We start from the raw sequence: 22520 nt of genomic DNA on the forward strand, positions 1-22520 counted from the left end.
GAAATCCGGGATAAATAGGTAGGGAAGTAAATAGAAGGAATATGATTATGAATAAAACAACAAAGAAAAGTATTGCTATCGGTGCTACTATTATTGCCGCTACTGCTGTAACTTCAGTTGTACAAGCTGAAGAAGCGCCAGTTGCTCAACCTCAGACAGGGACATCAGCAACTGTTTCAAATATTGACCATACTGCTGAGGTTACAAAAGAGGCAGTTGATACAGCAAAAGAGCAAGCTGATGCTGCGGCTAAAACGGTAACAGAACAAGAAAAGGTTGTCAGTGCAGCGGATCAAAAGGCTAAGGAAGCGGAAGCTGCTGAAAAAACGGCAGCAGCAACCTATGAAAAAACAAAAGAAGCTGCGAGGGAAGCAACTCCTGAAAATATTGCAAAAGCTGAAGAAGCCATTAAAACAAAAGAGGCTGGTGTGAAATCAGCTGAAGAAAGTGTAAAAACGGCTGAAGAAGGTGTGAAATCAGCTGAGACAGCAGAAGCCGAATCAGGAAAAAAATATGAAGAGGCTACTAAAAAAATAGAAGATGAAAAAGCAAAAGTCGCATTAGCCAAGGAAGAAGTGAAGAAGGCAGAACAAGCTCTTAATGAGACAACACTGACCAGAGCACAGGAGACAGTGACGATTGCGGGAAATAAACTGAAAGATGCAGAGTCTGTGAATAAAGCCGCTCAAGATGAATTGACTCGTGCAAAAGAATTCGACGCATCCCGTCAAGCTAAAATTGATGAAACAAAATCAGCTCTCGAAAAAGAACGTACTGAAAAGAACGTTCCTGCTCTTGAACAAGGTCTCGCTGATGCAAAAGCTAACGTAGAAGCAAAAGAAAAAGCTCTTGCTGAAACAAAAGCTAAAGCAGGTGTCGCTCAAGCTGAAGTTGATGAAGCTCAAAAAGCACTTGATGCAGCAAACGCCGCTTATCAAGAAAAAGTTGCTAAGTTGAAACAAGACGAAGCTCTCCGTAAAATCTTCGTTCCTGCTGACTATGCAAAACACGATATTAAGGACTACGAATGGTTCATCTCTCATAAAGATGAGTTCATGAAATTGCAACCAGAAATCGACTGGGATGCTTATAGCCAAACAGGCATTGGCTCTAATAAAGAAGTCGTCGATCTTGCAAATCTTACATCAGCTCAACGTAAAGAACTTGCTGAATTTACGGCTCAAATGTTGAATGACCTTAACCAACAATATTGGTCTAAACGCGAACCAGGTAAAACAATAGAACCTCTTCAATTGACAGTAGGTGGTCAAGAAATGGCTGACACTATTGCTCATGGATATTCTAAGTTCTATGCGGATAATGGAGGGACACCAGATAAGTTTAATTTTCTTAAAAATTGGGAACACCTATCTTCAATTCTTGGACAATACGGTGCGGGAGAATCTCTTGGGGGACTTTTACCAGAATGGCATAAAGAAAACTTTGACGGATACACTATGTTAAATATCAAACAAGACATTGCGAGCGCAATCCGTAAAATGATGTTTGCCGATGGTGACCAATCTAACGGTCACACAAAACATTTAATCACACTTCAAGGAACTGGTATTGGTATCGGTATAAGTTCTGGTGCGGTTCACATTTTGTCAACAAGCCGTGCTATGAACGAAGATAAGGCAGACTATATTAGTACTGATGCTGAATACAAATCCTCCCTTACTTCTTCGATTGCAGAGAAAGAACAAGCACTTCAGGCAGCAAAAGATAAGAAAATAGCAGCGGATAAAGCCGTTAAATCTGCTGAAAATGATCTTGCTTCTGCAAAATCAGCTCAAGTTGACGCTCAAACAAAATTGAACGCTGCTCAAAATGCTATTGCTAAAGCTCAAAAAGCATACGATGACGCGCTTGCGGTCAAAGAACAAACTCCAGCAGCTCAAGCTAAAGTAGTTGAAACTGCAAAAGCTCTTGAAACAGCTAAAGATGAACTTGCAACAGCTAAATCAAATCTTGCAAACTTGCAACAAGTTCGTGCACAACGCGAATCTGAATTAAAAGACGCTAAAGCTAAATTGGTTGCTCAAGAAGAAGATCTTAAACTTGCTCTTAAAACAGCAATCGACGCTGAAAACGATTTGAAAGCAAAAGGTCTTGCAACAACTGAAGCTAAAGCTAAAGTTGAACGTGCTAAACAAGCTGTCAAATCAGCAGAACAAGCCGTACAAGACGCAAAAGATTATCTTGAATTGCTCAAGAATGCTCCTACAAAACTTGCTGAAGCTGAAAAAGCACTAACTGAAGCAAAAGCTAAAACAGCTGAAGCTAAAGCAACTCTTGAAACAGAAGTTGCAAAACTTGAAGCTTTGAAAGTAAAAGCGAAAGTGGCTCAAGAAGATTACACTCGCGTCTTCGAAGCTTATCAAAAACTCGTTAAAGCGAAACAATTGGAAGAAGCAATTCGTCTCGAACAAGAACGTATCAAACACGAAGAAGAAACTCGTCGCAACGAACCAGTTCGTCATGAATCCACTCAAAACAAAGTGATGAAGACAATCGTCCCAATCGTAACAGGAACTCCTGGTGCAAACACACCAGTTGCAGCTCAAGAAGAACAAGCAAATATGAAGAAATTGCCATCAACTGGTGGAACTACAAGTACACTTGGACTTATGGGGCTAGCAATGGCAGCTCTAGGTTTTGTTGGATTGAAACGCAAACGCGAATCAAAATAAAAATTCTATTTAGGCTGGGGAAACCCAGCCTAAAATGATATAATTTTAAGAAAAAGATAGTTAAATGGGGAATTTTTTATGAAAAAGGTTATGATTACACTATTAGCAGGTGCATCCGTGCTATCTCTAGTAGCTTGCACGCCCAAACGTTATGAACGCCAAAGCAAACCGAAAACGGCAAGCTCTTCGTCGGTCAAAAAAGAGAAGAAGGATACAGGTCAAAAGCACTATCAAGAGGTATTAGATCGCTATAAGTCTTATGCGGTTGCCATTCATACTAAGGACAAAACAGCTTTACAAAATGAACTGAAGAAGATCGAAGCAACTTCAGAAGAATATGCGTATGTCTTTAACCTTCAAACACTTGGGAGTACCAATGAGTGGCAATATGCTTTTGATGATCTTAATCGTGATGGTAATGACGAACTGCTGATAGGGGATGGCAAAACGATTGCTGCTGTGTATTATTTGAAAGATAACCAGCCAACCTTGCTCCATGTAGCCTATGTAGCTTCTGCAGGTGGCTATCGCTCCAGCTTAGATGTTTTTGACAATGGACAAATCGTCTACGCCACTTGGCAATCCCTTAATCCAGAAATGGAATTAACCCTTTATTCACTAGGAAAAGGGGAAGCCAAGGAAGAAAAGAAAGCAACCATTCAAATCGGTGGGAAGGAAACAGCAGAACAAGCTCTTGGGATTTCAGCTAAGAAGTTGGATCTCAGTAAGCTGGACTGGAAAAATTTTGAAGGTTCAGGGGATTCCAAATCAACAGCGAAAGCAGAAGAGAAAAAATCGGAAAGCTTCCAAGTACAAGTCAGTGTGTCGGATCTCCGTATTCGAAAAGAGCCCTCAACCTCAGCTCCCTCTGCAGGAATGATCGCAAAAGGTATTCACACCATCACGGAAACCGTAGAGGCAGATGGTCATACCTGGGGCAAATTGGAATCTGGACAAGGCTGGATTGCCCTTGACTATACAACGCGTGTGGATGGTTCTAAATCAGCAAGCACAAGTAAGAAAAGCAGTGGAATGAATATTCAAGAAATTCAGAACGGTGATTTTTCAAGTATTGCAGGGACCTGGAGAAATGGGAAAGGAATGAGTGTAACATTTGATGATAACGGTATATCAAAGATAAATGGTGCACCAACAGATCAGGTTGTAGACCGCTTTAATCATGAATTTGGATACTTAAGTAGTAGTGTTCATTCAACTGCCCCAGCTGGTGCTTCAGCAATGAGTTTTTTCCCAGCAGGTCAAGAGTTTCCTGCATCATTAAAATATGGAAATTTTTCTGTTGATAATAGTAAGGATATTATTTATTGGGGTCAGAATGTTATTTCAGATCAAAGCGACTTGTTCTATAAGGAAGACTAAAAAAGGTTAGAAAAACAAAAAATTATATTTGCTAGTGGTCTCTTCATTGATACTGAGTAAATAGATTTCCTTTGATAGACTAGGATAAAAAAATAGGAGATATTGTGAAAAAATTTATTATTTTATTCTTAACAGTTGGTTCGGTAATTTCCCTAGCAGCCTGCGCCCCAAAACGCTATGAGCGTAAGCACAGTCCAGTAGGAGCTTCATCGGTCAAAAAATCATCTGACAAGGCGCAAGAAAAAGAACAGTCAGAAGAAGCTAAGTCAGATGAGCATGATAAAGAAGCCATTGGGACCTTGTCAAAAGCGGACCAAGCGGATATCTACTCGATCATTGAAAACAGTGCGTCTTTGACCTATTCACTTCAGGTGCAACCGACTCGCTTGCTAGAGTTGAACAATGATCACGGTGCGGTTGATGGTTACCCGCAAGACATGTTCATTGATTACTACAATACCTACACGCCGGGAACCTATAATCTGCAAGATGTCATTGATAAATTGAATGCAGAAGAGACATCGGACTCTATCCGCAGTCTGTCACAAGACAAGCTGATCCAACTGACAAACGAAAAGAAGGACGGCTGGCTCTATTCGACAAAAGACAAGGCCTTCTACGAAATTGTACCTGGTGGTCGTGGAGGAGCGATGCCACCGATGGAAATCCCTTCGCCTGATGAATGGGTGGTCAATGAAGATTCAGTTGAAGTGACAACGACTATCCAAGGTACTTCCGATCCATACAGACGTTTTGTCTTGAAACGTAACAATAAGAACTACAAGGGTGGAAGCCATAAAACACGCTTTTATGTCGACAGTACAGAATTCGCAAAATCGTAAAAATAATCAAAAGCTATATCCAGCTCTAAAATTTTTATATAGAACTTGCTGAAGAATCAAAGAAAAAGGCCCTCAAAGCCTTTTTCTTTTGGGCTTGAATATGTTAAAATAAAAGGTATACGTGCTTGGATACAAAGATGAGGATATAACATACAGATAGGCTGTTGAAATTCCTATCTCGTTGAGTTGCTTGACGCCTTGGTATCTTGAGTAACTGAACCCGGCCGAAAAGCTGTGTAAAAAAGATAAACTGTCTTGTCTTCATCGAAGACTTCGTCAGTTTCCTATTTTTACTTTGCTTTTGGCGGCCTAAGTATCTTGATAGTTGAACACGGGCTAAATTCCTAGTGAAAAAGATAGATTTCCTAGTGTGCGTGGCACACTGCGCCAATCTCCTATTTTCATACGGGATTCTTCACGCCCTTTGTATCCTGATGAACTGAATTTTGGCCTCATTTCTTAGGAAAAAAGATAAGCTTCCTAGCACTCATCGAGTGCGGTGTCACCTTCCTATTTTTCTACAGAAATGTTCGGCAAGCCGAACCGTCCAAAATATCTTGATCTTTGTAGGCAAGTCGTATAATTTTATCAATCCAAAGGGGATTACAATGACAAAACAAGTGTTTCAAACGACTTTTGCGGGTCGTGAGTTAATCGTAGAGACTGGTCAGGTTGCCAAGCAAGCAAATGGCGCTGTTGTCGTACGTTACGGTGAGTCAACTGTCTTGACGGCAGCTGTCATGTCTAAGAAGATGGCAACTGGGGATTTCTTCCCACTTCAAGTCAACTACGAAGAAAAAATGTATGCGGCTGGGAAGTTTCCTGGTGGCTTTATGAAACGGGAAGGACGTCCTTCAACAGATGCGACTTTGACAGCGCGTTTGATCGACCGTCCAATCCGTCCTATGTTTGCGGAAGGCTTCCGTAACGAAGTGCAGGTGATTAACACAGTACTTTCTTACGATGAAAATGCCTCTGCACCAATGGCAGCCATGTTTGGTTCATCATTGGCCTTGTCTATCTCAGATATTCCATTTGACGGACCAATCGCTGGAGTACAAGTAGGTTATGTGGATGGGGAGATCGTCATCAACCCAACGCAAGAACAAGCTGAGCGCTCGCTTCTTGAATTGACAGTAGCTGGTACCAAACACGCTATCAACATGGTAGAGTCTGGCGCTAAAGAATTGTCAGAAGAAATCATGTTGGAAGCTCTTCTGAAAGGGCACGAAGCTGTTAAAGAATTGATTGCCTTCCAAGAAGAAATCGTAGCAGCAGTTGGGAAAGAAAAAGCAGAAGTAGAATTGCTTCATGTAGATGCTGACTTGCAAGCTGAAATCATCGCAGCCTACAACAGCGACCTTCAAAAAGCTGTTCAAGTTGAAGAAAAATTGGCGCGTGAAGCTGCAACTCAAGCAGTGAAAGATCAAGTAACAGCAGTTTACGAAGAAAAATATGCAGACCACGAAGAATTTGACCGCATCATGCGGGATGTGGCTGAAATCTTGGAACAAATGGAACACGCAGAAGTGCGCCGTTTGATCACAGAAGACAAGGTACGTCCTGACGGTCGTAAGGTTGATGAAATCCGTCTTTTGGATGCACAAGTCGACTACCTTCCCCGCGTACATGGTTCAGGCCTCTTTACTCGTGGACAAACGCAAGCCCTTTCTGTTTTGACCTTGGCACCAATGGGTGAAACGCAAATCATCGATGGTTTGGATCCAGAGTACAAGAAACGCTTTATGCACCACTATAACTTCCCACAATACTCTGTAGGGGAAACTGGACGTTACGGTGCACCTGGTCGTCGTGAAATTGGTCACGGTGCTCTTGGGGAGCGTGCTCTTGCTCAAGTCTTGCCAAGCTTGGAAGAATTCCCATATGCGATTCGTTTGGTAGCAGAAGTTTTGGAATCAAACGGTTCTTCATCTCAAGCCTCTATCTGTGCGGGAACACTTGCCCTTATGGCGGGTGGTGTGCCAATCAAGGCGCCAGTAGCAGGTATTGCAATGGGTCTCATTTCTGATGGAAATAACTATACAGTATTGACAGATATCCAAGGTTTGGAAGACCACTTTGGCGACATGGACTTCAAGGTCGCAGGTACGCGTGACGGGATTACAGCCCTTCAGATGGATATCAAGATCCAAGGGATTACTGCAGAAATCTTGACGGAGGCTCTTGCCCAAGCCAAGAAAGCTCGTTTTGAAATCCTTGATGTGATCGAAGCAACCATTCCAGAAGTTCGTCCAGAATTGGCGCCAACTGCTCCGAAAATTGATACCATCAAGATTGATGTGGACAAGATTAAGATTGTCATCGGTAAGGGTGGAGAAACCATCGATAAGATCATCGCTGAAACAGGCGTTAAGATTGATATCGACGAAGAAGGTAACGTATCTATCTACTCGAGCGACCAAGCTGCCATTAACCGTGCTAAAGAAATCATTGCAGGCTTGGTTCGTGAAGCCAAAGTGGACGAAGTCTACCATGCTAAAGTGGTTCGGATCGAGAAATTTGGTGCTTTTGTCAACCTCTTTGACAAGACGGATGCCCTCGTTCATATCTCTGAAATGGCTTGGACGCGCACCAATCGTGTCGAAGACTTGGTAGCCATCGGTGATGAAGTCGATGTGAAGATTATAAAGATTGACGAAAAAGGTCGTGTTGATGCTTCTATGAAAGCTCTTCTCCCTCGTCCGCCAAAAGCAGAAAACAGCGAGGAAAAAGGTGAAAAAACTCATCGCCATGGCGATCGTCCTCGTCACCACAATAAAGACCACAAACCTAAAAAAGACTTTACTATTACACAAAAAGATTCAGAATAATCATTAGAAAAGGAGGAGCACGGTATGGGATGGTGGCGTGAAACCATCGATATTGTAAAAGAAAATGACCCAGCAGCGCGTACCTCGCTGGAGGTCCTTTTGACCTATCCGGGCGTCAAAGCACTGGCAGCTCACCGTGTTTCCCACTTTTTGTGGAATCATGGCTTTAAGCTCTTGGCGCGGATGCATAGTCAGTTCTGGCGTTTTTGGACCCAGATTGAAATCCATCCAGGAGCGACCATTGCTTCTGGTGTCTTTATCGACCATGGAGCGGGCCTCGTTATCGGGGAAACGGCCATTGTTGAAAAAGGCGTCATGCTCTACCACGGGGTGACCCTTGGGGGAACAGGGAAGGATGTCGGTAAACGCCATCCAACGGTTCGTGAAGGAGCCTTGGTCTCCGCTCATGCTCAGGTCATCGGTCCGATTGAGATTGGGGCCAAGGCCAAAGTAGGAGCGGGAGCGGTCGTGGTCTCCGATGTACCGAGTGATGTGACCGTTGTCGGAATCCCTGCTAAAATTGTTCGTGTTCACGGTAAGAAGGATGAGCCAGTCATTCACCAAGAAGAAGAAAAACGCGAATACTACATGAACAAGCTGGAGCATGCCAAGGAAGCCAGTCATCGGTCTTCGAGTTTGTAAGGAGATCGCTACGTGATTCACTCAACCCATACATTGAATGACCACCAACTACTGGAAGCAAAGGCCCTTATTGCCATCTGTCAGAAGTATGACGGAACTTTTCGGGATCCTTATCTCTCCAATATGCTCAATTTTGATCCCGATATGCCCGCCTTTTTCCTTTATTATGAAAAAGGTGAACTTGTTGGCCTATTAACGGTTTATGCAGATGACCCAGATGTGGAAGTAGCGATTCTGGTCCACCCCAATCATCGTCGTCAAGGCATTGCGCGGGCTTTGTATAGAAGTTTTGAGACAGAAACGGCATCTTATCCCATTGAGTCTGTGACTTTTCAGACAGAGCGTGTTTTTCTAGAGCGCCATCCTGATTTTGTCAACAACTGGGGACTGGTCGAGGATGAAGAGACAGAAACCTGGTTAGGTAAGGATAGAAGACCTTATCCGTTGGCAACTGTTTCCAATCTGGACGTTTTGTTAGCAGATCGTTCGTATCAGGATCAAATTAGTCAGTTGAAATTTCAGGCATTTTCAGAGGAACATGAATCTAGAGAAGTTGTGGATAGATATGTCGCTAAAGCTCTGAAGGATCCAGAAAGTCGCCTATATATTTTATTAAAAAACGGTCAGGTTATTGGAACTTGTACAGTTGATTTATCGAGTAATACGAATTACCTCTATGGTTTAGCAATAGCCGAACTTGAACGTGGCAAAGGCTATGGGAGCTACCTGGCAAAATCCCTTGTCAACCAACTCATTGAGCAAAATGACAAGGCCTTTCAGATTGCCGTGGAAGACAGCAATGTAGGTGCCAAACGTTTGTATGAAAAGATTGGCTTTGTCAAACAGACTCAGGTGGTTTATCTAGATAGGAAAGAGTGAATAAATGTTACTAGAAGAATTTGAAAATGTACCTGCTGTTATCGAGCCAACTGACCGAAGCCTTCTTAGTAGTGGAGAAATCTGTGATACTATAATTCTGTCTTTTAATGGAGAAATCCTTAAACGAGTAAAGCAGATAGACGGAGTCTATGAAGGTGGCTATCTTACCAACCTAAATGGCAAATTTTCATGGTATATCTATGAAGTAGATGGACTTAAACTTGCAGTTGCTATGGCTACTATTGGAGCTCCAATGGTTGTGGGTTTCTTAGAAGAACTCAAAGCGAGAGGCTTTAAGAACTTTATCGTTTTGGGCTCTTGCGGAGTTCTAGATCAGTCTATTCAAGCAGATAAAATTATTATACCAAGTTCAGCTTTACGTGATGAAGGTACTAGTTATCACTATGCTCCAGCAAGTGATGAAATTTCTTATGATGAAGTGCTTCTCTCAACTCTGGAGAACGCTTTGAACAAATCTGGTATTGATCACATTCGGACTAAAGCTTGGACGACAGATGCCTTCTACCGTGAAACAGCTGCTAAGGTTAAACGAAGACTTGCAGCAGGAGCGAAAGTTGTAGATATGGAAGCTTCGGCTATCATGGCTTGGGCTCAATATCGACAAGCCAAGGTCTATCAATTTTTCTACACGGCTGACTATGTGGATCATCACAATCATGAATGGGATGCTAGACGTGAAGATAGAAAAGCAGATGCTATGACTTTCTTTAAGATTGCTGTCGATATTGCGTTAGAGTTGGAAAAATGAGAATATAGATTCAAAAGCTAGAAACAGAAAGGAAATGAAGCGTGTTAAAAATTTATGACACCATGTCTCGTGATTTGCGAGAATTTGTCCCAATCGAAGAAGGAAAGGTCCGCATGTATGTTTGTGGGCCAACAGTTTACAACTATATCCACGTTGGGAATGCCCGTTCAACGGTAGCCTTTGACACGATTCGTCGCTATTTTGAGTATCGTGGCTACGAGGTTAACTACATTTCCAACTTTACAGATGTGGATGATAAGATTATCAACCGTGCTAAAGAAGAAGGCATTAGTCCTCAGGAAGTGGCAGACAAGTACATTGCGGCTTTTCGTGAAGACGTGACGGCTCTCGGGGTCAAACCTGCAACCCGCCACCCTCGTGTGGTCGAGTTTATGGACGACATCATTCGCTTTGTCGCTGATTTGATCGAAAAAGGCTATGCCTACGAGAGCCAAGGGGATGTTTATTTCCGTGTGGAAAAATCTCACAACTATGCTAAGTTAGCCAATAAAACTTTGGAAGACCTAGAGCTAGGCGCTTCTGGTCGGACAGATGAGGAAACTGCTCGCAAGGAAAATCCAGTCGACTTTGCCCTTTGGAAAGCTGCGAAGCCGGGTGAAGTTTCTTGGGACAGCCCTTGGGGACCTGGTCGTCCTGGCTGGCACATCGAGTGTTCAGTCATGTCAACGGGGATTTTAGGCGATACCATTGATATCCATGGTGGTGGAGCTGACCTTGAGTTTCCACACCATACCAATGAAATTGCCCAGTCTGAAGCCAAAACAGGCAAAACTTTTGCCAACTACTGGATGCACAATGGCTTTGTCAATATCGACAATGTCAAGATGTCCAAGTCCTTAGGTAACTTCATTACTGTGCATGATGCATTGAAGACCATCGACGGCCAAGTCCTTCGCTTCTTCTTTGCGACCCAGCACTACCGCAAGCCCATTAACTTCACAGAAAAAGCGGTACGCGATGCGGAGACCAACCTCAAGTATTTGAAAAATACCTATGAGCAACCGTTCACAGGAGAAGTGGATCCAGCAGACTTGCAAGGCTTTGTGGACAAGTTTATCGCGGCGATGGATGAAGATATCAATGCAGCGAACGGAATTACTGTCGTCTTTGAATTGACCAAATGGATCAATTCAGGTCACTACAACCAAGACGTTAAGGATGCCTTGACCAAGATGCTAGAAGTCTTTGGAGTGGTCTTTGTCGAGGAAGTCTTGGATGCAGATATTGAAGCCTTGATCGCGGAACGTCAAGAAGCGCGGGCTAAGAAAGATTTTGCGCGAGCAGATGCCATTCGCGATGAATTGGCTGCGCAAAGAATCAAGCTCTTGGATACAAAAGAAGGTGTAAGGTGGACACGTGATTGATGTCAATCTAATCAATGGAATCGCCCTGGCCTTTGAGGGAGATGCGGTCTATTCCATGTATATTCGTAAGCACCTGATTTTTCAAGGGATGACCAAGCCTAATAAACTTCACCAAGCTGCAACCCGCTACGTCTCTGCCAAGGCCCAGGCTAGTCTGATTGCGATGATGTTGGAAGAAGAGCTTTTGACAGAGAAAGAAGTCGAGATCTATAAGCGCGGTCGCAATACCAATAGCCATACCAAGGCAAAAAATGCAGATGTCGTGACCTATCGCATGTCGACGGGTTTTGAAGCGGTCATGGGTTACCTGCATCTGATGGATGAAATCAACCGCTTAGAGGAATTGGTAGCTTGGTGTATCCAAAAAGTGGAAGAAGGAACAAAATAGTGAAAAATATCAGAGAGTGGTTCCCTCAGGCAGAGGTGACGGAACACCCCAATCCACCAGCTGGTTATGTAGCCATTCCTCTGCAGGCCCAGCAATGGTTGCTACTGAAGGAAGAAGAGCTAACCGAACGAGAGAAACAATTGATTGCCTGGTTGGGCAGTGAGGAAGATTTTGCCCCCAACCCTTGGTACCAATACTTGATTGATGGAAAGGGAGAAGCCCCTCAAGTCATTAAAAAAATGCAACTTGTCTATTGCCACCTCTCGCACTCGACAGCGGAAGGGACGGCTTCCTGGTTAGAGATGATGCAGACGCTTTTGCCCAACTTTCGGGCAGTCTTGCAACTGAGTGGACAGGACTATGTACTCATTCTAGATCAAGAGCAGTCGCTGACTGTGGCTGATATCTTAAAAGATACCGTCTCTGCCATGGAGTATGATTTTAATATTCGCTTATCCATCATGGTCGGGCAGGTATGGACCGAGTCAAAAGCTGGGAAAGTATCCCCGGTCATCCGAGCAGAACGGGCAGCCTTTCGAGCCTGGATCCGAGAAGGGCATCAAGGTGTTTACCGCTTTTCTCAACTCTACCTATGGGGAATTGAGCAGGCAGATTTGGATCTCCATCCTATCAAAGAACGCTTGCATCAGTTGATTGGGAGTCAAGACCAGTTGCAGGATATCATTGTTGCCCTCTGGGACAACGGGGCAGTTGTAACCAAGGCGGCCCAGCAACTTTATCTCCATCGCAATTCCCTTCAATACAAGATTGACAAGTGGGAGGAGTTGACGGGTCTCCAGTTGAAAAATCTGACCGATCTAGCCCTGTGCTATCATTTGGTCTTACAAGATGTGATTTAAACGGAATCAAATCCAGAGTTTTGTGCAACTTGCACAAAACTCTTTTTCTTTTTTGTGAGATCTGCCATAGCATTGTAAAGCGTTTTCATTTACAATAGAACTATAAAAATCAAAGGAGTACCATCATGGTAGAATTAAATCTTAAAAATATTTACAAAAAATATCCCAACAGCGAACACTATTCAGTTGAAGACTTTAACTTGGACATCAAAGACAAAGAGTTTATCGTTTTCGTAGGTCCTTCAGGATGTGGTAAATCAACAACTCTTCGTATGATCGCTGGTCTTGAAGATATCACAGAAGGTGAATGTTCCATCGATGGTACTGTTGTAAATAACGTAGCACCTAAAGACCGTGACATCGCCATGGTATTCCAAAACTACGCTCTTTACCCACACATGACTGTGTACGATAACATGGCATTTGGTTTGAAATTGCGTAAATACAGCAAGGAAGATATCGACAAACGTGTACAAGAAGCAGCTGAAATCCTTGGCTTGAAAGAATTCTTGGATCGTAAACCAGCTGACCTTTCTGGTGGTCAACGTCAACGTGTGGCTATGGGACGTGCCATTGTCCGTGATGCAAAAGTGTTCTTGATGGACGAACCTTTGTCAAACTTGGATGCGAAACTTCGTGTATCCATGCGTGCTGAAATCGCGAAAATCCACCGCCGTATCGGAGCTACAACCATCTACGTAACTCACGACCAAACAGAAGCGATGACACTTGCTGACCGTATCGTTATCATGTCTGCGACTAAAAACCCAGCTGGTACTGGTACAATTGGACGTGTGGAACAAATTGGTTCTCCGCAAGAAGTGTACAAGAACCCTGTTAACAAATTCGTAGCTGGATTCATCGGAAGCCCTGCCATGAACTTCATTAACGTCAAGTTGGAAGGTGGCTACATCGTTACTAACGGCTTGAATTTGAAAGTTCCAGAAGGTGCTTTGAAAGTCTTGAAAGAAAAAGGCTATGATGGTAAAGAATTGATCTTTGGTATCCGTCCAGAAGACGTGAATACAGAAGCTGCTTTCCTTGAAACTTTCCCAGAATCAGTCGTGAAAGCAACCATCTCTGTATCTGAGTTGCTTGGTTCTGAATCACACTTGTACTGCCAAGTTGGTGACAACGAATTCATCGCGAAAGTGGATGCGCGTGACTATCTTGGAACTGGTGAAACCATCGAGCTTGGATTTGACTTGAACAAAGCTCACTTCTTCGACAAAGAAACTGAAAAGACAGTATACTAATATCTACTGACACTATAGAGACTGAAACGATTTGTCTCGGTCTCTTTCATTTTAAGGAGACAAGACATGGAAAAAGATTGGTGGAAGGGGAAGGTCGCTTACCAGATTTACCCAAAAAGCTTTAAGGACAGCAATGGCGATGGTGTTGGTGATTTAAAAGGAATCACGGAAAAACTCGATTACCTTCAACAGTTGGGGATTGATATTCTCTGGTTATCGCCTGTTTACAAGAGCCCTTTTATTGATCAGGGATATGATATTTCCGATTATTATGCCATTGACCCCCTTTTTGGGAGCATGGAAGATATGGAAGAGTTGATTGCGGAAGGTAAGAAGCGAGGAATTTCTATCATTATGGACTTGGTGGTTAACCATTGCTCCAGTCATCACGAGTGGTTCCAAAAGGCTTTAGCGGATCCAGATGGCCCTTATGCGGATTACTTTTATTTTATCGAAAGTGACAAAGAACCCAACAACTGGGAAAGTTACTTTGGGGGCAGTGTTTGGGAGCCGGTTCCTGGCACCAACAAATACTATCTTCATTCTTTCCACAAGGATCAGCCTGATCTCAATTGGCAAAACCCTGTCTTGCGCGAAGAAATTTACAGGATGATCAATTGGTGGTTGGACAAGGGAATCGCGGGCTTTAGGATCGATGCTATTATCAATATCAAAAAAGATCTAGAATGGCGTTCGCTTCCGTCTGATCGCGAAAATGGCTTGGTCCCAGTACTGGAGTCTCTAGTGAATGCCCAATCGATTGAACCTTTCTTGCAAGAGTTAAAGGAGCGAACCTTCGCCAAGTACAATGCTTTCACTGTAGGAGAAGTTTTCAATGAAACCGATGAAGAATTGCATTTCTTCATTGGAAAAGACGGTGTCTTTTCTTCTATCTTTGACTTCAAGCAAACCTGCTTGGGGCAGGAAGGAAAGGGCTGGTTTGACCATACTCTTCCAACAGCAGATGAACTCAAGGAAAGTATTTTCCAAGCCTATGAGCGCGCGGATAGCATTGGGATCCTCTCTACCATTATCGAGAATCATGACGAACCTCGTGGTGTGTCCCACTATATCGCGGAAGGTCCAGTAAACGATACCAGTAAAAAAGCCCTGGGAACCATTCAAATCTTGCGCAAGGGAATTCCTTTTATCTATCAAGGCCAAGAAATTGGAATGGAAAACCAAATCTTTGAATCGGTGGAGGATTTTGATGATATCGCGACTATCAATGGCTACCATGTGGCTAAAGAAGCTGGTTTGAGCGAGGAAGAAGCCTTAGCAGTTATCGCCAAATACAGCCGGGATAATGCACGGACACCCATGCAGTGGTCAAGAGAGCCAGGTCTGGGCTTTAGCGATGGGCCAGCCTGGTTGATCAGTCCAAAACCAGATGTTGCCATCAATGTGGAAGATCAGGAAAAGGATCCCAATTCCATCTTGAATTATTATCGGCAGCTGACCGCCTTGTACCGCCATCCCCTATACGGAAATACCATTCGGTTTGGAGATATGATCCCGGCTTATCGGGACCGTGAAAACATCATTGCTTTCGAACGCCGTGGGGACAAGCGTCTCTTGGTGATTAGCAATTTCCAAAATCGTGAGGCCACCCTGGAGTTGCCAGCTACGATTAAAACGGTCATTTTAAATAACACTGCAGGACTATTCCAAGAAGGAAATCAAGTGCTAGAATTGACCCCTTACCAAACGCTTGTGTTGGAATTGGTGGAATAAGGAGAATCTTTGCATCAGTGTTAGGATTTAATGTAGAATAGTATGTTCATTAAATATTCTGGAGAAATTTACAAAAGTTTTCTATACTTTAGAATCAGTCAAGTATAAACTGAAGCTTTCCGCTGTGAGAAAAGTGTTTGAAACATTATTGTTTCAAACACTCGGGAGTTTTGAGATCTTAGGCTCAAAACTAAGTCATGGAACTTCGAAGAAGTTCGCTGACGTCCGTACTCACCTAAGGAAAGTTTTGAAAGATATTTTATCTCCAGAAAGAACCTTCGCAGATGCGAAGGTTCTTTTCATGTCATCCAAGTCTAAAGCTGGAACTTACTCAACTTCTTTCTTTTTCAAGAGGAGGAAGCCTCCGCTTACAGCTAACAAGAAGCCTGAAAGAATGAAGTGTGCAGTTGTGTCTTCTCCAGTTTGTGGCAATTGTGCCTTGGCTGGACTTTCTTGGAAGCTTTGTCCTACTTGGTAAGTCAAGGCTTGCACGCTTTCTCCATTTTCAGTTGTCGTTTCTTTTTGTGGAAGGAGCACTTTAGGAGTGTCCTTCTTGGCTAAGATTGGCTGTGGATTGCTTGTTTGGTTATGAATTGGAACCACTACTTGATCTGGTTCTTTAGCTGGAACGTAATCCATCAAACTTGCCAACTTGCTGCCAAAGATCGCATTGGTTACCCAGCGGAAGAAGTGGACAGGGTGTTGACGGTTGGTTGGATTTCCTGCATAGACAAAGAGTGGTTGTCCCATGAGTTCTCCAGAGATCGCCATGACTTTGTTGGCTAGAACATCGTTATGTGGCCACCAGCCAGCAATGTAGTAGTCGCTCGGAGCGATACTCATCAAGGTTTTGAAATGCTCTGGAACCTTTTCAATCCAGTTTCCTGAGTTGGAGTAGAAGAGGGTATTCTTCTTGTATCCGCTGGTCAATGGATCCTGATCATCAATGATCGCTTTCATCAAGCCTTCGTAGTCGCTACCGCCTTTTAATTTTTCAGCGTCAAATCCTGTAAGAACTCCCAATTTTTCCAATTTTTGCATGGCTTCCCCACCAATGACAAGGGTTGGTTTCTTACCAAAAATGGAAGCGTCGAAGCGGTTGCTTTCCAAAATAACAACATCCGCTTCTTCTGGAGTATTGACGATTTGGAAGCCTAATTTTTCAAGGACTAGACTAGTATGAGCAGAAGCATCTACTCCAGCCCAATTATAGTGGTAGTTTGGAGAGTAGACCTTCATCGGTTTCAAGGTTGGTCCGCTTGGCACCTTGTAGAGGGCATCCCCATAAATGGCATAGTTTGGTAGGAGCGAAGCAAAGGTATCGCGGTCAACGATGTAGCCATCATCTGTTAGGTAGACGGATTTTCCTTGTGCAATAGCCTGGTTGACAGCTTTAACGGCACTGGCTGAGGTATTTGCGATTACATAGTAAGGAGCTTTTGGATCGATCTCAGAAGTACGAGTGGCGCGGGTGGTGGTGACTTCTCCTAATTTTCCGTTGAAAAGACCATCCGCAAAGACAGGTTCGGACTTGAACCCTCTCATATCTGGGAAGTTGACCAGCAACTCTGCGTACATAGCAGCCCAGGCAGATTCGTTGGAACCCTTGTAGAGAATGTGGTTAGCATAGCCACGTTTGGCTTGGGCCATGTCAATGACTAAGTCCCCTTTTTTATAGTTGCCAATATCTTCTTTGAGTTCCTTGACGAGGACACCATTGCGTTTGAAGTAGTCGATCATATTGAAGGCTTCTTGGGCATCGTTGTCTTTGTCGAGGCTCATTGGGATGACGTAGTAGTCTGGGAAGAATTTCGGACGACCATTTTTCACACGTCCAACGATTTCTCCATTTGGGCCGACCAGTTCATTTTCGGCTTTTGGATCTTCGGTTTTATTGAGACCGCGCAGGTAGAAGTTGAGACGCATCTCAAGGAGACGGTCCGGATCTTGGTTGAGGAAGTCAATCCCTCCTAGGACAGCATTGCGACCTGCTTTGTAGGATTCTTCATTTCCTTCCGGAATTTCGATGGTATGGCCTAAGATACCATGGTAGACAGCATAAACTCCTGTATAGCCAGAGAAGGAGTCATCCCAGCCATCGCCCCAATCCAGTTTTGGAATGATGTAACTATTGTATTTAGAATTGGCAACTCCTGCCCGTCCCATATGATGGGCATTTTCTAGCATCAGGTCTGACAGAAGATCGTATTCAAAGTTCGGATCATGTGGTGGCGTTGCAGGTTCGATTAAGAATTCTTTGACAAAACCGTGTAAGTCGTAGAGAGCAATCGGATTCCACTTGTTGATCATTTGGATAACCGTGCGAACTTCCGGATTTGTTTGGTAGCTGGCATCCCGGTTTGGATCGAGCCCGTTTGCTAGGGCCCGCAGGTTGAGAGCATCCCCATCTGGGTTTTCCGTGAAGTCAAATAAGAAAATGAATTTATTGAGCAAGCTTGGAATATCTAGCGTGACAGTTTTAGCATTTCCAGCTTCATCTGTAGTGTTAAAGGTCACCTTTTCCTTGGTCGCAAAGGTATTGAAGAGGCCTGTGATGATATCAATGCCTGGCTGTTCATCTGCGTGGGTGTTGTGGACTAAGACAGGTAATTTGTAATCCAAGGTCTTGTCTTTTAGTGCGGCCAGCATTTCGCTTGGCTTGGTCAAGGCTGTAGGGTTGGTACTAGACAGGTAGTGATCGATGCTGGCTTGGTCCTTGCTCACGATCCCCATCTTCATATCCCGTCCTTGGGCACTCTTGCCAAGGGTTTCCAGCTGCACTAAACGATCGGGTTTCGCTTCTTCCTTGGATTTTTCGATGGCAGCCAGCATCTCTTCATGCGTATGGTAGTCTTGGTAAGGTCGAAAAACAAGGGTCTTATTGATGGTCACACCCAAGTCTGCATTGGTCCCGACTAGTTCATGGTTGCCGATGTAGTTGCGATAAGTCCGGCGAATATTATTTGGGCTACGAAGACTGAGATCTTCACCAAAGAGATCCTGCACGTCAATGTGGAGATCCAGATCATTGCCGTTTGCGGTCTCTGTGATGGTAAGGAATGGATCCTTGCTCAGTGTTCCTGTCTCCATATCCCAAGTTTTCCACTCAGAGAGAGGCTTATTGTCTAAGGTCCAGTTGATCTTGCCAGCAGCTTGAGCTTTTTCTTGGACTTTGTCATCAATCGTACTCTTTTCAGAGAGATAAATGGTGCTATCAGCCAATCGTGTCGCTTGGTCAGCGGTCGTTGTCGCACGGTTAGTGACTGGACTAGGGGTTGGAGCAACTTCTGTAGTAGAAGCCACATCAGAAGTCGCTGCTGGTTCCGCAGAAGTGGCAGTGACTGCGGTGTCTTCTTTTTCAGCTACAGAAGGACTGGTCGTCTCGGCTGTCACAGGTGGCTCAGAAGTAGGTGTCGCTTCAAGGACTGTGCTCGGTTCTGTTTGAGGCGTTTCTACGCTATCGGCTGAAGCTTGGCCATGACCGATAACAGAAAGCAAGACAGCCGCTGAGAGGCTGAGTGTTGTAGTGTACAAATGTTTCTTATACGAAGACTTCATATAGAAGACCCTCCTTAAAAAGTTATTTTCCAGTTCTAGTATACCATTTTAGGAAAGCGTTTACAACAATTGCCCTAATAAAAAAGCCTTTGCATCTTGCAAGGGCTTCTTTGTCTATTCTGTCTCCTTATGAAATTGTTGGTAAAAATCAACCTTGACCTGGATAAAAGTTTCTAAGTCTCTTAAGAGTTGGAGCAAGGTGGCACGTGTTTCGAATTCTTCACGGGTCTTAGGAAGAGGACGTTCACGGAAGATCGCCAAATACTGACTAATATCATCTAGAAGATCTTGGGCAGGATTTTTCTGGCTTAACTGTTGGGCCGTTTTCTTAAATAGTTGTGCCAGGATTATGCTTTCACTCGCTGCTAACTGACAACGGTTGACGTTTTCTGCCATATCCCGCAGGATATCGTTTTGCCGCTTGCGCATTTCGAAGTAGTGAATATGGTAGTTGGTTTGGTGAAAGAGGTGGTTGGAATGGTCCAGATAGACTAGATTCAAAGCGTCTTTTAGAATACCATCCAACTCCTTAATCAAGCGAGCATCATTGCGACCATCTCCTTTACCAAGAAATTCCGCAAAACGACTAAGGATCTTCTTTAGTTGGTCTTCGACAACATTATGGTAATGATCGATCGCTCCCTGATTAGAAGGCATATAGAGATTGGCCAGCAGGGCAAAGCTGGTCCCTATCAAAAAGAGAGCAAGTTCATTGAGCAAGAGCCCCCAGGAAGTAGACTGCTCAATCAAGAGATGGGTGACCAGCACCGTACTTGGCGTGATGCCGATCTGCCAACCCAATAAAAAGGCACAAGGGACATAAAGAGCGATAAAGACTCCCAATGCCCAGAGGTTGAACCCTAATAAAGAAAAGGCGAGACTTCCGATAGCAAGGGCCAGTAAGGTCGACATAAAGCGCTGGTAGGCCTGCTTGATGGTACTGCGACGCGTATCAGAGATACTCAAGATGGCAATGACGCCAGCTGAGATGGCATAGGTCAAGCCCAGAGCATAAGCCAGGGCCGCTGCTAAACAGGTGGCCAAGGTGAGTTTGATGGTTCGTTGAAAAAGAGGCATGGCTTCCTTTCTATTTTGCTGGTTTCGATGAGATAGAGTTGATTTCATTATATCATGAATTGGCCTCTTCCTCCTTTCTTGTGGTATACTAGTTCTATGGAAAATAACGATATCGTATACGGTGTCCACGCAGTCACCGAGGCTTTACAAGCCAATACAGGCAATAAATTATATATTCAAGAAGACCTCCGAGGAAAAAATGTCGACAAAATCAAGGCCTTAGCAGCTGAGAAAAAAGTGTCGATTTCTTGGACGCCAAAGAAAACCCTGCAGGAAATGACGGAAGGAGCTGTTCACCAAGGCTTCGTTCTCCGTGTGGCAGCCTTTGCTTACACAGACTTGGCAGCGATTCTGAAACAGACAGCCCAAGAAGAGAACCCACTTTTATTGATTCTCGATGGTTTGACAGATCCACACAATCTTGGATCTATCTTACGGACAGCTGATGCGACCAATGTCTCAGGCGTCATCATTCCTAAGCACCGTGCAGTCGGGGTAACTCCAGTGGTTTCAAAAACTTCTACCGGAGCGGTGGAACACATTCCCATTGCGCGTGTGACCAATCTCAGTCAAACTCTAGACAAGCTAAAGGAAGAGGGCTTCTGGATCTTTGGGACTGACATGAACGGCACGCCATCTCACCAGTGGAATACGGCTGGCAAGTTAGCCTTGATCATTGGCAATGAAGGAAAAGGGATCTCGGCCAACATCAAAAAACAAGTCGATGAGATGATCACCATTCCTATGAATGGTCATGTGCAAAGCCTCAATGCCAGCGTGGCAGCAGCTATCCTTATGTATGAGGTCTTTCGCAATCGACTATAATTCTAGAAAGGCAATGATATGAAACGAAAAATCTTATTGGTTGACGGCTACAATATGATTGCCTTTTGGCAGGAGACCCGCCAGCTCTTTCAAAAAAGTGAGCTCGATGCAGCCCGCAATATCCTCCTGCAAAAACTGAGCCACTATGCTAGCTTTGAGGGGATCGAAGTCATCTGTGTCTTTGATGCCCAGTATATGCCAGGAGTGCGGCAGACCTATGAGGAGTTCAATGTTCAGGTGGTCTTTACCGGTGAGGATGAGACGGCAGATGACTATATCGAGCGCTTGGCGGCAGAGCTTAACACGCCCCTCCACCAAGTATCGGTAGCGACCAGTGACTTAAATGAGCAATGGACCGTCTTTGCTCAAGGGGCCCTTCGGGTATCTGCCAGAGAGTTAGAAAAACGGGTCGCAGTCGTCAAAGGAAACCTCAATCAGGCGCAGCGAGTGGTCAACGATCAAAAACCACCCATGCGACCGCTCGATCACCAAGTATTGCGACAATTACAAGAAATGATGGGAGACAAGTAATGACATTTGCTATTTTAACCGATTCGACCGCAGATTTAGACCAGAACTGGGCCAAGGAACATCAGGTGACCATTCTTGGGTTGACCATTGAGTTAGATGGGACGGTTTACCAGACAGTAGGCCAAGCTCAATTGACCAGCCCGGAGCTTTTAGAAGCCATGAAAAATGGGGCCAAACCGACAACCAGTCAGGTCAATGTGGGCCAATTTCAGGAAACCTTTAAACAATTTGCCAAAGAAGGAAAAGATCTGCTTTATGTGGCCTTTTCATCAGTCTTATCTGGGACCTATCAGAGTGCAGTCATGGCACGAGACCTGGTTTTAGAAGACTACCCGGAAGCCGTGATCGAGATTGTCGATCAGAAGGCTGCTGGGATTGGAGAGGGTTATCTGGTCATGCGAGCAGTAGCTGCGCGTGATGCAGGTCGTTCATTAGCAGAAGCCAAAGAAGAAATCATGGACCTAGCGCCAAAACTGCGGACTTATTTCCTAGTTGATGACCTCTACCACCTCATGCGTGGCGGCCGTCTCTCAAAAAGTGCCGCGATCATGGGAAGTTTGGCCAGCATCAAACCCATTCTCTGGATAGATGCGGAAGGGAAATTAGTCCCTATTAGCAAGGTTCGGGGACGCAAAAAAGCTGTCCGGGAATTACTGGAGCTGATCAAAGCAGATATCGGTGAAAGCACAGCCTTGGTATCTTATACCAACGATCTAGAAGGAGCCGAAGCACTGAAGCAAGAAATGCTTGCGCTTGAAGGCATCGATGAAGTTCTCGTGATGCCTCTTGGACCGGTTATTTCAGCCCACGTCGGCCCGAATTCCTTGATCGGATTTGTCATTGGAAAAGAAAATCGCAAATAATTTTCCA

At 44.3% G+C, this 22520-nt stretch carries 17 protein-coding genes; 15 read left to right on the forward strand and 2 right to left on the reverse strand.

The genetic code is table 11. From position 1 onward, the window contains the following. The first annotated feature begins 47 nt into the window (after positions 1–47). The 12 genes from RIN70_RS01775 (at position 48) to RIN70_RS01830 (ending at position 15659) form a co-directional block, all read left to right on the forward strand. Positions 48–2693, forward strand: a complete 2646-nt coding sequence (locus RIN70_RS01775) for an SEC10/PgrA surface exclusion domain-containing protein (protein WP_195327160.1) — start codon at positions 48–50, stop codon at positions 2691–2693. A 78-nt stretch (positions 2694–2771) separates the two neighbouring features. After that, complete coding sequence (locus tag RIN70_RS01780; RefSeq protein WP_195623634.1) at positions 2772–4073, forward strand: DUF6287 domain-containing protein; 1302 nt, start codon at positions 2772–2774, stop codon at positions 4071–4073. Positions 4074–4177: 104 nt separating this feature from the next. After that, on the forward strand, positions 4178–4915 hold the full coding sequence (locus RIN70_RS01785; protein ID WP_021154407.1) for a hypothetical protein: 738 nt from the start codon (positions 4178–4180) through the stop codon (positions 4913–4915). A 608-nt stretch (positions 4916–5523) separates the two neighbouring features. After that, positions 5524–7746, forward strand: a complete 2223-nt coding sequence (gene pnp, locus RIN70_RS01790; protein WP_313790631.1) for a polyribonucleotide nucleotidyltransferase — start codon at positions 5524–5526, stop codon at positions 7744–7746. A gap of 24 nt (positions 7747–7770) precedes the next feature. Next, positions 7771–8388, forward strand: coding sequence for a serine O-acetyltransferase (gene cysE / locus RIN70_RS01795; protein WP_313790632.1), 618 nt, complete (start codon positions 7771–7773; stop codon positions 8386–8388). Positions 8389–8400: 12 nt separating this feature from the next. Next, entirely contained in the window at positions 8401–9267 is an 867-nt protein-coding gene (locus tag RIN70_RS01800) for a GNAT family N-acetyltransferase (protein WP_313790633.1), read from the forward strand. Between the two features lie 4 nt (positions 9268–9271). Beyond that, on the forward strand, positions 9272–10036 hold the full coding sequence (locus tag RIN70_RS01805; protein WP_070449743.1) for a nucleoside phosphorylase: 765 nt from the start codon (positions 9272–9274) through the stop codon (positions 10034–10036). A 41-nt stretch (positions 10037–10077) separates the two neighbouring features. Then, positions 10078–11421, forward strand: coding sequence for a cysteine--tRNA ligase (cysS, locus tag RIN70_RS01810; RefSeq protein ID WP_313790634.1), 1344 nt, complete (start codon positions 10078–10080; stop codon positions 11419–11421). After that, positions 11414–11809, forward strand: a complete 396-nt coding sequence (locus RIN70_RS01815; RefSeq protein ID WP_048790008.1) for a Mini-ribonuclease 3 — start codon at positions 11414–11416, stop codon at positions 11807–11809. The genes cysS and RIN70_RS01815 overlap by 8 nt, the downstream gene beginning before the upstream one ends. Continuing rightward, positions 11809–12669: a helix-turn-helix domain-containing protein gene (locus RIN70_RS01820; protein WP_048790009.1), complete on the forward strand. Its 861-nt coding sequence runs from the start codon at positions 11809–11811 to the stop codon at positions 12667–12669. The genes RIN70_RS01815 and RIN70_RS01820 overlap by 1 nt, the downstream gene beginning before the upstream one ends. A 125-nt stretch (positions 12670–12794) precedes the next feature. Further along, the gene (locus RIN70_RS01825) at positions 12795–13925 is read left to right on the forward strand and encodes an ABC transporter ATP-binding protein (RefSeq protein WP_048790010.1); all 1131 of its coding nucleotides are present in this window, start codon (positions 12795–12797) and stop codon (positions 13923–13925) included. Between the two features lie 66 nt (positions 13926–13991). Then, on the forward strand, positions 13992–15659 hold the full coding sequence (locus RIN70_RS01830; protein ID WP_313790635.1) for an alpha-glucosidase: 1668 nt from the start codon (positions 13992–13994) through the stop codon (positions 15657–15659). Between the two features lie 327 nt (positions 15660–15986). On the opposite strand, the gene RIN70_RS01835 is transcribed toward RIN70_RS01830, so the two are convergent. Both RIN70_RS01835 and RIN70_RS01840 read right to left on the reverse strand, forming a co-directional pair. After that, a complete protein-coding gene (locus RIN70_RS01835) occupies positions 15987–19217 on the reverse strand; it encodes an LPXTG-anchored zinc carboxypeptidase (RefSeq protein WP_313790636.1) in 3231 nt (1076 codons plus the stop codon). Positions 19218–19331: 114 nt separating this feature from the next. Further along, positions 19332–20294, reverse strand: a complete 963-nt coding sequence (locus RIN70_RS01840; protein ID WP_313790637.1) for an aromatic acid exporter family protein — start codon at positions 20292–20294, stop codon at positions 19332–19334. A gap of 96 nt (positions 20295–20390) precedes the next feature. Between RIN70_RS01840 and rlmB the strand changes: the two genes are divergently transcribed. The 3 genes from rlmB to RIN70_RS01855 are packed head-to-tail and all read left to right on the forward strand — an operon-like array spanning position 20391 to position 22513. Next, entirely contained in the window at positions 20391–21119 is a 729-nt protein-coding gene (gene rlmB / locus RIN70_RS01845) for a 23S rRNA (guanosine(2251)-2'-O)-methyltransferase RlmB (protein WP_003010074.1), read from the forward strand. 18 nt (positions 21120–21137) lie between these two features. Next, positions 21138–21650, forward strand: coding sequence for an NYN domain-containing protein (locus RIN70_RS01850; RefSeq protein WP_014712893.1), 513 nt, complete (start codon positions 21138–21140; stop codon positions 21648–21650). Beyond that, the gene (locus RIN70_RS01855) at positions 21650–22513 is read left to right on the forward strand and encodes a DegV family protein (protein ID WP_003010076.1); all 864 of its coding nucleotides are present in this window, start codon (positions 21650–21652) and stop codon (positions 22511–22513) included. Before RIN70_RS01850 ends, RIN70_RS01855 begins: the two co-directional genes overlap by 1 nt. Positions 22514–22520: the final 7 nt, after the last annotated feature.

It is taken from the genome of Streptococcus parasanguinis (assembly GCF_032163505.1).
GTDB lineage: Bacteria > Bacillota > Bacilli > Lactobacillales > Streptococcaceae > Streptococcus > Streptococcus parasanguinis_V.

Bases quoted from the DNA above. Each gene is read 5' to 3' on its own strand.
- RIN70_RS01775 (WP_195327160.1), top strand. From the start codon at position 48: ATGAATAAAACAACAAAGAAAAGTATTGCTATCGGTGCTACTATTATT.
- RIN70_RS01780 (WP_195623634.1), top strand. From the start codon at position 2,772: ATGAAAAAGGTTATGATTACACTATTAGCAGGTGCATCCGTGCTATCT.
- pnp (WP_313790631.1), top strand. From the start codon at position 5,524: ATGACAAAACAAGTGTTTCAAACGACTTTTGCGGGTCGTGAGTTAATC.
- cysE (WP_313790632.1), top strand. From the start codon at position 7,771: ATGGGATGGTGGCGTGAAACCATCGATATTGTAAAAGAAAATGACCCA.
- RIN70_RS01805 (WP_070449743.1), top strand. From the start codon at position 9,272: ATGTTACTAGAAGAATTTGAAAATGTACCTGCTGTTATCGAGCCAACT.
- RIN70_RS01825 (WP_048790010.1), top strand. From the start codon at position 12,795: ATGGTAGAATTAAATCTTAAAAATATTTACAAAAAATATCCCAACAGC.
- RIN70_RS01830 (WP_313790635.1), top strand. From the start codon at position 13,992: ATGGAAAAAGATTGGTGGAAGGGGAAGGTCGCTTACCAGATTTACCCA.
- RIN70_RS01835 (WP_313790636.1), bottom strand. From the start codon at position 19,217: ATGAAGTCTTCGTATAAGAAACATTTGTACACTACAACACTCAGCCTC.
- RIN70_RS01840 (WP_313790637.1), bottom strand. From the start codon at position 20,294: ATGCCTCTTTTTCAACGAACCATCAAACTCACCTTGGCCACCTGTTTA.
- rlmB (WP_003010074.1), top strand. From the start codon at position 20,391: ATGGAAAATAACGATATCGTATACGGTGTCCACGCAGTCACCGAGGCT.
- RIN70_RS01850 (WP_014712893.1), top strand. From the start codon at position 21,138: ATGAAACGAAAAATCTTATTGGTTGACGGCTACAATATGATTGCCTTT.
- RIN70_RS01855 (WP_003010076.1), top strand. From the start codon at position 21,650: ATGACATTTGCTATTTTAACCGATTCGACCGCAGATTTAGACCAGAAC.